Source organism: Pseudomonas sp. GW823-FHT02C02 (genome assembly GCF_058797635.1).
The window spans coordinates 88,964-99,443 of the sequence record NZ_JBXAJV010000025.1 but is presented as its reverse complement, the minus strand read 5'-3'; the positions used below and the strand labels follow the sequence as shown (position 1 = coordinate 99,443).

The 10,480-nt window shown below is 46.2% G+C and carries 7 protein-coding genes; 3 read left to right on the top strand and 4 right to left on the bottom strand.

Going from position 1 to position 10,480, the window contains the following annotated elements; genetic code table 11:
• The first annotated feature begins 509 nt into the window (after nt 1-509).
• The 3 genes from AC1ROI_RS31470 (at nt 510) to AC1ROI_RS31460 (ending at nt 3,014) form a co-directional block, all read left to right on the top strand.
• Nucleotides 510-773 carry a DUF2790 domain-containing protein gene (locus tag AC1ROI_RS31470; protein ID WP_010457261.1) on the top strand — a complete coding sequence of 88 codons (264 nt, stop codon included), beginning with the start codon at nt 510-512 and terminating at the stop codon, nt 771-773.
• 188 nt (nt 774-961) lie between these two features.
• Complete coding sequence (locus AC1ROI_RS31465) at nt 962-1,246, top strand: hypothetical protein (protein WP_077748655.1); 285 nt, start codon at nt 962-964, stop codon at nt 1,244-1,246.
• A gap of 517 nt (nt 1,247-1,763) precedes the next feature.
• Nucleotides 1,764-3,014: a ribonucleotide-diphosphate reductase subunit beta gene (locus tag AC1ROI_RS31460; RefSeq protein WP_017340233.1), complete on the top strand. Its 1,251-nt coding sequence runs from the start codon at nt 1,764-1,766 to the stop codon at nt 3,012-3,014.
• 131 nt (nt 3,015-3,145) lie between these two features.
• Here AC1ROI_RS31460 and AC1ROI_RS31455 read toward each other — a convergent pair whose 3' ends face one another.
• Genes AC1ROI_RS31455 through AC1ROI_RS31440 form a run of 4 tightly spaced genes read right to left on the bottom strand, consistent with a single transcriptional unit; the run spans nt 3,146 to nt 10,367 of the window.
• Nucleotides 3,146-5,230, bottom strand: a complete 2,085-nt coding sequence (locus AC1ROI_RS31455; protein ID WP_102594194.1) for an AIPR family protein — start codon at nt 5,228-5,230, stop codon at nt 3,146-3,148.
• Between the two features lie 19 nt (nt 5,231-5,249).
• Nucleotides 5,250-6,185 (bottom strand): PD-(D/E)XK motif protein, encoded by a 936-nt coding sequence (locus AC1ROI_RS31450; RefSeq protein ID WP_158243826.1) that lies wholly within the window; start codon nt 6,183-6,185, stop codon nt 5,250-5,252.
• Nucleotides 6,175-8,904, bottom strand: coding sequence for a Z1 domain-containing protein (locus tag AC1ROI_RS31445; protein ID WP_102594196.1), 2,730 nt, complete (start codon nt 8,902-8,904; stop codon nt 6,175-6,177). Before AC1ROI_RS31445 ends, AC1ROI_RS31450 begins: the two co-directional genes overlap by 11 nt.
• A complete protein-coding gene (locus tag AC1ROI_RS31440; protein ID WP_102594197.1) occupies nt 8,901-10,367 on the bottom strand; it encodes an ATP-binding protein in 1,467 nt (488 codons plus the stop codon). The genes AC1ROI_RS31445 and AC1ROI_RS31440 overlap by 4 nt, the downstream gene beginning before the upstream one ends.
• Nucleotides 10,368-10,480: the final 113 nt, after the last annotated feature.

Genomic DNA, 10,480 nt, shown 5'->3' with positions numbered 1-10,480 from the left:
TATTGGCCAGAACCTCGGGACGAACGGGATACAGAGAAGCCGCACTCATCTTTCTTACCTCGGTGGAATAGTTGTTTTTGTATGGCCCCAGTTGTAGCCGGGCCGGGCCTATAGAACCATTCGACGATGGTAGTAACAAGCCCCTACAAATTACCGTGATAAGCCTGGAATGCGCCGCTAAAAGCACACCAAACCCCTGTGGGAGCGAGGCTTGCCCGCGAAGAACGATAACGCGGCCCACCTGAAAACCACATCACCGAGATCGCCAATTGTTCGGTTTCTACCACCTTAATCGGTGATTGTTACGAAATCTGTCAAAGGTGTTTATCAAAACCCCACCTATATGAATGCACCCCCCACGCCTAAAATCAGCCCGCCAACAAGGCAACGTGATTAACCAAGTTGCAGCCCCCACGAAGGCCGTTAATCCAAGACTCTTTAATCAAGCTCCACACGCAACCCCAAAAAGGTTGCGTGACCCCATTCGACCTCTAAAAGGTAAATCTGAAATGAAAGCTTTATTAGTTCTGGCCCTCAGCAGCCTGTGCGCAACCGCCATGGCAGACGAGGTCCCGACTGATGTCGCACAGCAGAAACCCGCCATCGAGGAATACACTTACTCGACTCACTTGGACATCGCCAAAGTTATCTCCATGAGTGAAGTTCCTAATGTGTGCGAAGTTGTTCCGGTGAAAATGGAATACGACGACTCCCAAGGTCAACGCCACATCCTGCGCTACAGCATCATGGGCAACGGCTGCACTAACGGCTGATCACCCGCCCGCCTCTTAACGGTTCGACCCATCCGCCCCGCCCTTTCAAGGCTGATGCAGCGCCGAACCGCATATATCGATCAATACGATTATTTTAAGCGTTTATTTGCGCTTTTTAATCTAATTAGTTGGCGTAGCATTCACTCCATACCCAAGGCACAAAACGCCAACGAACCTGGAGCACTACCATGAAAACCAAACTGATCCTCGCCCTGACCCTTTCTGTTCTGGCCGCCAACACCTTCGCTGCTGACGGTTTCGACCGCACTGTCGCTTCTGACGGCTACGACCGTACCGGTACGGCTTCCTTTGCCGCCGATGGTGCTGATCACGTCGGTGCAGCCAAACTGGCTTCGGATGGCTTTGATCACACCGGCGCCGCCAAAGTCGCTGCTGACGGCTTCGATCACACCGGTGCGGCCAAACTCGCTGCCGATGGCGCCGATCACGTCGGTGCGGCACGCCTGAGCTGATCATCGAGCGTGACTTTACAGCCCGGCTTCGGTCGGGCTTAGTTGTGTCTTGAACCACCGAAAACCGATTCAAAACACAACATGTAGTGAAAAACCGGTTTTTTTGCCTATTTTTTGAACAAAAAAGTAGCGCATCAAAATTTATGAAAAAAAATCTTAACCCGCGATCTCCAGCCAAAGCCCTGTAAACCCTCGCTCCGACCGAAAAACCCGCCTTCTCGACCGCTCCATGCGCGGATTCGCCCCACCACGGCCGCAAAAATTTCCCTATAATGCCGGCTTAAACGGGCCTGCAATATTCCCTTACAGGGATAACAGCCAGTCTGAAGCCCACGCCGACGTCCTCACCGATTTCTGCGCCCCTCAGAGGCTCTCGGAACCCCGTAAAAATTTATGTTTATTTGCCTGCGTGTACCGCTGCAAAAAACGCTATCCAACGCGGCCAGTACGGCCGTGTGAAAAATAACCAATCAGTTTTCACACGGGCATCTGGCCCTCACGCAGGAGACGACACGTCATGCTGAGCTGGGACGAATTCGACAAAGAAGACAGCGGCGAGACCGTGGTAAAAGGCGCCAACGCCGGCCACGCGACTGAAGCCAACATGGACCGACTCGACACCGCTGGTGGTGTCGCCGCTCAAGAAGCTCGCGCCGTTACCGCGAACGACTCTGCCGCCATCGCCCGTGCCAAAGCAGCCCTGGACAACCTCGACATCGCCGAAGGCCTCGCCGAACTCGAAGGCGCCTCCGCCCGCGTCGCTGTCGACGAAAAGCGCATGATCAACTGCCGCGCCGACCTCAACCAACTCGTACCGTTCAAGTACGACTGGGCCTGGCAGAAATACCTGGACGGCTGCGCAAACCACTGGATGCCGCAAGAAGTCAACATGACCGCCGACATCGCCCTCTGGAAAGACCCGGAAGGCCTGACCGACGACGAGCGCCGCATCGTAATGCGCAACCTCGGCTTCTTCTCCACCGCCGACTCCCTGGTTGCCAACAACCTGGTCCTGGCCGTGTACCGCCTGATCACCAACCCGGAATGCCGCCAGTACATCCTGCGCCAGGCTTTCGAAGAGGCGATCCACACCCACGCCTACCAGTACTGCATCGAATCGTTGGCCATGGATGAAGGCGAGATCTTCAACATGTACCACGAGATCCCATCGGTCGCGAAAAAAGCCACCTGGGGCCTCAAGTACACCCGTTCGATCTCCGATCCGAAGTTCGAAACCGGCACCGTCGAAACCGACAAAGAACTGCTGCGCAACCTGATCGCCTACTACTGCGTTCTGGAAGGCATCTTCTTCTATTGCGGCTTCACCCAGATCCTCTCCATGGGCCGCCGCAACAAAATGACCGGCGTCGCCGAGCAGTTCCAGTACATCCTGCGCGACGAATCCATGCACCTGAACTTCGGCATCGACGTGATCAATCAGATCAAAATCGAAAACCCGCACTTGTGGGATGCCGAGATGAAGGAAGAGGCTTCGCAGATGATTCTGCAGGGCACTCAGCTGGAGATCGAATACGCTCGCGACACCATGCCTCGCGGCGTGTTGGGCATGAACGCGGCGATGATGGAGGACTACCTGAAGTTCATCGCTAACCGTCGTTTGTCGCAGATCGGTCTTAAAGAAGAGTATCCAGGGACGACTAACCCGTTCCCTTGGATGAGCGAGATTATGGACTTGAAGAAAGAGAAGAATTTCTTTGAGACGCGGGTTATTGAGTACCAAACCGGTGGTGCGCTTAGCTGGGATTGATTCAGAGTCGAAATAAAAAGCCCTGGATACAGGGCTTTTTATTTTTAAAAATACCTTTCACTTCAACTCTACGACACTTAAAACCGGAGAGCTTTGTTTTAGGAAACTATAATCGCACCAAAATATGCGCGTTACAGTGCTAAATATCCAAACTCGATTAACTTGTTCCTAACCTTCCAAATTTCGATACACTGCTTTTCGGTAGGTAATTTTTTAGGAATTAATGTAGCGCCACGCAACAAGCTGATTTGCTTAGGGCTCAGCTTATCTTTTTTTACACCCCAGTTAAGCATTCTACTCCATTCAATGCCCGGCACATCAACTACCAACATCTGAATTTCTATACCATCATCCAGTTTCTGAGTAACCTTGGAACTCTCGGATGCTTCATGAACACCTTTTAAATCTTGTAACGTTTGGATAAAACCAGTACTTAACGTTACTGTACAATCCCGAACCTGCTCCCAACAAGCCTGCATTTTCGCCCACTCAGTGACGTTATCTTTAGGCCGATCAGGATCTGTCAGCACTTTGAAAACATACTTTGCAATGATCGCTATCTGGTCCGACAGCAGCTCATCAATACACTGCCGATCCCAAATGCTACGCAAATTCAATTGTTTACCAAGTTGCTCTTCGGCGATTAGATTGTGTAGTTTCGCTATCGAGTAAGTTACGATGTTGGCACGATACCCCCCTTGATACCACTCTTGCTGAGTTACAATTGACTCAGTGCTACGAAAAATGATAGCCAAAGCTACAAGAGAACGAAAATAGTCCTCAGTGTAATTTCTTCCATCTGCGGCCCAAGATTTTGAAATAGCGTCAGCAAAGAACATGAAATTTTTCTGCGCACCCATGCTCACTTTGTGGGGCTGCTCCTTCCATGTATTTTCATATTTAGCGACATCAGTTTTGGTAAATAACTGACTCCTCGGATTTTGCAATTGAAACTGAGTCTTCTGAGAAGATGAAAGTTTAGCCTGCTCATTAACATACTGTCCTCGAGCACGCTCGTAAAACCAATGAGTACCGTGTTGTGCACCACCGACGGGGGATGTGAATAACCGACGTGAAAAATCTTCCAGTCGAACGTGAAAAGGATGATTTGAAAAGAAGTCTGCATCACTAACTTTATTTTGGCTGTTGGCAAATCGAGCGATCTCGGGAGTCAATGTGCCCGCTCTTTCCGGCGGCAGAACAGACAACTTCATCTGAACCATTACTTTCGATAGATCAGCCACATCTTTTTTGCCGCTACCACCCCGCTTCGCAAGTGCTAGAGATGCAGTGGTTTGACCGCCGTTTACGATCTGTAAATTCGTAGCACTCTGTATACGCAAGCTTCCACTATCTGAACACAAAACAATGTTTTCGGCCGTTGCAGCTATACCATTATTAAAAGCGAAAAACATTTCTGGTTGAGTGCGAATAGTGTTTTGAATGGCGGAGTTAACTTTACCTTTAGCACTGAGAAACGTCCGAACGTTGCCCTCTAAAAGCCTGCTACCATACTTTTCATAAATATCAGCTAAAGAATCGCCTGGTATCATACAAAGATAAGCTTTGTATTCGCCCTCAGAATGCGCTGCTGCGAGGCAAGGTAATCCCCTTCCCTCCACTTCTGAAAAATCAACAGTTAACTCATCACGCCCGGTCGCAGAGACATAAGCGGAATGGAAACGACCCACATCCCAGATGTGTAACTCTACGGCGGTGCCATTGATATCTTGCTCTAACCAATCTTTAGTTCTGGTTTTTAACAAGCCATCACTAATTAGATAAAATCGATACTTAGATATTTTCGAATGCCAATCCATCAAGTCGCTGGCAAGGCCATAACCAGGTTGGCTTTCATCCACACTACCATCTGTCAACGTGCCGTCAAGGGACTCTTCCAAAAAGGCTCGAAGCATACCAAATGTCTTCTGAACATCTGACGTATTAAATGTTGAGATCTCGTCCTCATTGAAAAACTCGCAAACCATTAAAGATAGCGAGTTATCCGCGTCATCGAAGGAATATCCATCTACAAGAAGCTTCCTTCTTTTAGCTAGGCCTTCAAAGCGACATACTTCAAAACCGAGTAATTCTTCCGCGCCTGTCAGCATTTCCCCACATTCTTCAACAAAGCTGGCCCTGACAAAGTCCCTAGAAGACTCAGCTCTCGCGCGAACCGTCTCAATCAAATCTCGGTGATAATCGATCAGTTCCATTATATCCCCTCACCAGTAATCAAGAAATTTTAAAAGTCTCACATTCTGCCAAGTTCAGTTCATACTTGACCCTGCTGACCCCAACCGGCAAACAATGAGGAGTAATACAAGGAAACCCTACGCGTACACCAAAAACAGCTACGTTACGAACGACCAAATTCAACGCGTCATATTCAGACCTAAAAATATAACCGGCCCTAAAAAGCAAATTATCAAACAGCAATCTTGCTGCATAATTAGCTTTCAATAAACTCTGAATTTCCCCAACCATAGAATTCAAGGTAAAGGCACCTTGCGAATCAACAGCGCAATTTCCAAGTTCTATCACAACCAAGTCGACCGAACGAAGTTTAGTATCCAGCTGTGTTTCTGAGGATATTTTTATAATGTCAAAACCCGGCCTTATGGTCTTAATCTCCCAAGCATGACTCTCGGTCTGGAAGTCCTGATCAGCTCGACACGGTCCGACCCACGCGCTTACCGCAGCTAACTCCCCAATTGATTCAATCAATGTTCGTAAATATAACAACTCTCCACACAACCCGCGAATTTGGTTCTCCGAGAGCAGTCCCAAATCCCCTAACTCAAATAGCTGTCTCCAGCTTGCCAAGCGGCTAATTACAAACACAAATGAATCGAGTAAATTTAAATTGGACCTTGAAGACTCTATGAGGTCTTCACAAAACAGAGAAAACATGTCTAATAGCCTAACGTCGCCAAGAACTAAAAATAATGACCATCGGCCATCTTCCCGCTCAGAAGACTTTACTAACACAGCTCTCATATCACTTTGTACTGCTGGCTCCGACGGGCAAATCAACAAGAGAGCTCTACGCCCATCACTATCAATGCCGACATAAAAATCCAATACATGTGTAGTATCGAATCGCCTAAACCCAACACCCGTTTTATCTGACTTTATAGAATCCCACAGAGAATCAATCTTAATCGACATCTTCATCGTCCTCATCAGTTTCGTCGGAGCCTGATGTCTGTCCGGACAATATGTTCCTAAGCTCAACCAAGTTAATACGATAAGAAATACGGTGCGTAGCTCCACTAAGAGCCGGAAAACTTAAACCTATTGCTACCAATGCCTCACACTCCGGAGGTAATATATATTTTCCTCCCGAAATCGATGGTTCAATGAAGTGTATTAAAAGGAGGGGGGCCGGTCGTATTTCTGTATATGCTTTGCCAGGTACAGTTTTTTTACTTTCATTTGCGGCATTTGCCCAAAACTTACTTTCAGCATTTTTTATTTCATTTTTTGTTAAGCCAATCGTCTCATCCGATGACGAACCAACGCGCATTTTCCTACCGTTTACTAATAGTGACCGAGTATCTTCGTCTAGCAAGACCGTGCGCTGACGTTGTTTCAACTCTAACCCACTCGCGATCATCAAAGACGATCCTTTTCCTCCTGGGACGCCAACATCCCAATAGGCGAGTTTCGAATCAGATGAGCGTTCTATAAAGTCTGCCAAACTAGAGGTTTGTAGTTTTATACTTAAGGGGTGACTCACAAATCGCCTGAGAAATCCGACAATAAAGTGTTTAGGGACTTTATTCCAAACCGGGAAATCATAAGCGTTATTGCGTGGTATATCAGTAGCCAATAGGTTACGAAGCAGATCCTGCGATGATTTATAATTATCCAATAGTACATGTGCGTCTTTCAACAATCTTGCTGACTCAAGACTTTCTTGCGTTATCGAAATGGTTTCGACAATTTCATCAGAATCACGCATTTTATTTCTAGCAGTGATCATTAGCGATTCTGGATGCGATCTTACACGCAAACCGAAGTCTATTGGCTTAAGCCGAGAGACTTGCATACGCCTTACTTCGTCCCGGAGCTCGTCAGTAGCATCTGAAATATGTGAATACCAATCTGCGGTTTCATTCGACATCCAGATTTTACAAAGATCTTCATATCCGACGCGATAACCAAACCAACGCCCCATTTGAAGCAAAGCATCATACATTTGCGTTCCGCGATAGAAGTAACTCACACACAAACCTTCTAAAGTTAACCCACGGGCAAGGCTGTTTCCCCCAACAGCAACGACGCGAAGCCCGTATTCCTTATAAGCCGCATAATCCAAGCCAGCAGGTCCACTTTTTTGGTTTACTGCAGAAATTTGTATTGGAAGAGCAGCGGCCGCAAGCGCGTACTGCAACTCCGACCATTCAATGCCCAAGTTCGAATAGAATTTTTCAAAGGTATTAAATAACTCGCGAATTGAGTTATTCCGCATCGCATCCGCGATCGAAAGAGAAGCATAATTTTGAATATCTCCCTGGATCACTCGCAGTTCGTGGTCCAATGCATCTCTAATTTGATTTTGAATTAATGTAAAATGACTGACATTGACAAGCATGGATCGGTGCTTCGGCATCCGAGATCGAAGATCCATTATAGCATTGACAATTATAAAACATCGAAGAGCATCAAGCATAGAACTAGGCAATCCCGATATAAAACTATCGGACTTCTGTCCTTTTGGAAAAAACTCTTCAGCATCATTTATCTCTTCAAGACAATTTAAAGATGCACCTTCACCGAAAATCCTTCGCGCCCCCACATAGTTTGTAGGAGCATCAAGAGCATAGATAAAGTCCCGTGGAAACAGATCATCACCTTCCATGTCACTGGTAGTGTCAGGATTTATGAACACGTTTGCAAAGGGGGTAGCGGTGAATCCAACATAACTTGATCGAGGAAAAACTTTAAGAAGCCCCCTAATCCCCGCGTTGATCGCAGTAGCTTTTTTGGGGTTTGTATTAATCGAGGCATTGTCTGCCTCGTCATCTATCAGTAGAAGCGGTATATCTATACTATCAGCAGAACCCGCGTTAAAGTTTATTAGCCATGTAGCGAGATTCTCAAGTATTCGTTTATTTTTCTTAACTACTAGTAGAACTGGCTCTTTATAGTCTTTTAGTTTGAACCCTAACTGATTTACTGTGTCAGCTTTAAAATCACCCACGGTTGAGGTGAAAACTCCAGCAGACCTGGTAGCGTCGATCAAGCCGACACCGATTTCTTTTCGATGTCGTTTACGATTATTGACAACTCCTGAGCTATCCAATCCTACAAATCCTGCATCAAGACGCTCCTGAGTTTGTCGACGCAGACTTTCTAGTGTTCCAGTAAGTAAGATTACTAACTTATATCCTGAGTCTGCTGCCTTGCAGATGAGTCCAGTATAATTTGACGTCTTCCCTGACTGAACATCTCCCATGACCAAGCCTCGCCTCGGCCAACCTGATCGACCAAGCGGATCTCCCATCAGGTCTAATATTTCGTCTGTCACTTTGTCTAGCGAATTCACAACCTTAGGACCCCAGCCTTGTTTCAAAAGGTCGGTTTGATACCTGCTCCAATAAAAAGGTTCGATTTCCGCTTTTCGCGCTCTCAACCAAGGATTGTGTTCATCATATACACAATTACCCACCCCCATATCTAAAGTTAAAGATAAATGGAGACGCTTTATAACTTCTTGAAATTCCTCATCGGTTACCGAGTAATTAGGTATTTTCCGCAACATCCCTGCCAAATCTAGTATTTCCGACTCGGTAGGAATACCATCAACAGTTAAAGTAGTAATAACGCCCAGTTCGAGACGCCTTGCATTGTTCGATATAGTGTTTTTCGAATGAGCATTCAAATGGAAAACTCCTCAACTATCTTTTTTGTAATAATGGGATGAAGGTTAAATGGCTCGAGAAGATGAAGTGTGTTTAGAAGGCTTCTTCGTGCGACCGATTCTTGGGGCATATTCGTAAACAATGAACTCGCCAATGATCTCAGCTTCTCAGCCACGGCCTCACTATTAAAATCAGGTTTCACATCGGATGCCATTCTTGAGTACAGCGCTTCAGCCGGAAATGAGCTTTCAACAACGCTCAAAATAAGATTAAATTCCGACAACATACTTGAAGGGAGATTACTCATATATTCTTTAATTAAGGAGTGTTCACGATTTATTTCAAATCTAACTCCACCTCGATCGATTATCTCGTTCCATCCTAGTGACAAATCAGAGTTATCAACCTTTTTTCCACGAAATGTAATAGTCCGCCCACTGACGGAACGAATACGCTCAATGGTGCGTTTTAAGTTTAATCTTACAGCTTCAGGAGGATGGGCCGCTGATTTCTTTATATCTAGAGTCCAGAGGTGATCTAATGAATTAGGTATATCTACCCTAACCCTAGCCAACTTGCTCAGCTCATCTTTACGAGCCAATCTAAACCACGTCCCCCAAATTATTAACCTTCGATTCCTATAAATATAAAAACCTTGAGAGTTTCTGAAACCCTCACCGCCACCGGCTTGCTGCAACTCCGCATTAGACAGCTTACTAAAGTGCGGTAATATAAAAGGCTTTACTTTGACTTTTCGCCCTTCCACAGTGAAGCTTTCTTCATCTAAAGGTTGCGTAGACTTATGATCACTTAAAAAAGGGTCAGAAATGGGGAGAGAAGCTCCATTTATATAAATACCAATTTTTGGCTTATTACCCTCCTTGGCTAAAAACCTGTGAAACACTAAAGCTAAATGTTCACGAGCATACGACATTTGACGACCAATTGCCGCTTCTGCTGTGCCCTCTCCGGCAACTAGTTTATCGAGTTTCTGCCACAGTACTATCGTACCAGAGGTCTGTGCTTCTAAATCCCGAAAGTGAGGTACCTGCTCATAGTCGCAGGTGTTTAACTCGAGCATCACCCAAGCTCCACGCTCTACAACTATATCCAAATCCCAACAATAGGCACTAACATGGTTATCTTTTTTTGATAGGACAGTCATACGTCGACATTGTGAGAGCGATGAGGTTTTCAGCCCAAGTCCATAACGTCCCATATCATCAACCGCACGCTCAATAAGCGGGTTTGTACTGCCGTGCCGCATAGCATTTATCAGAATATCTGGAGACATTCCGAAACCATCATCTATTATTGCGACGTACGGGTCATCGTACGGTCTAAACTCGATTCTAATTTTTTTAGCTGAAGCCGAAATGCTGTTATCAATCAAATCTGCTAGAGCAGATTCTAGCGTGTATCCGATTGAACGCATCGACTCCATCAGCGAAGCGGCATGCGGGGGATGCTGAATCTCTCTCATGACACTGTTACCGCTGCCTTCGACTTGGACAATGCTACTACGCCTTCCAACATTCCTTGTCTCCCAGCTCTTTAAGATCAAAGACTTAAGATAAATTTAGTCCAAAAAACTCT